Origin of the sequence: Mesorhizobium sp. M8A.F.Ca.ET.208.01.1.1 (assembly GCF_004791315.1) — a bacterium.
In the GTDB taxonomy this organism is placed as follows: domain Bacteria; phylum Pseudomonadota; class Alphaproteobacteria; order Rhizobiales; family Rhizobiaceae; genus Mesorhizobium.
In genome coordinates, this window is the sequence record NZ_SRUT01000219.1 from 1 (window position 1) to 322 (window position 322).

The window sequence follows — 322 nt, forward strand, 5'->3', positions numbered from 1 at the left end:
GCCACCAGCCAGGCGCTGGCGAAGGCCGCGAAGGAGGAGCGCGCCAAGCTGGTGGCATTGTCTTCGGGCTTGACGTTCAGCTTCTTCACCAGGGCGAGCGCCTGGCTGTTCACCGCCTCATGGTCGCGCTCCATGTCCTTGGCGAAGTCGACGACTTCCTTGGTCTTGGACTTCTTGATCGCCAGCTTTGCCGCCTCGATGTCGAGCGTGCCGGCCGTGTAGGCGATATGGGCGATCTGCGGATCGGTGGGCTTTTCGGCGGCGCCGGCCAGCGGCGTGGCGCTGACAAGGAGGAAAGCGGCGAGGGCGGCGGTCTGTCGGA

1 protein-coding gene is annotated in these 322 nt (G+C 66.1%); it reads right to left on the minus strand.

What is annotated here, in order from left to right:
* Positions 1-322 (minus strand): DUF4142 domain-containing protein (locus EN851_RS35005; protein WP_135931096.1); only part of this gene is annotated, 322 nt, incomplete at both ends.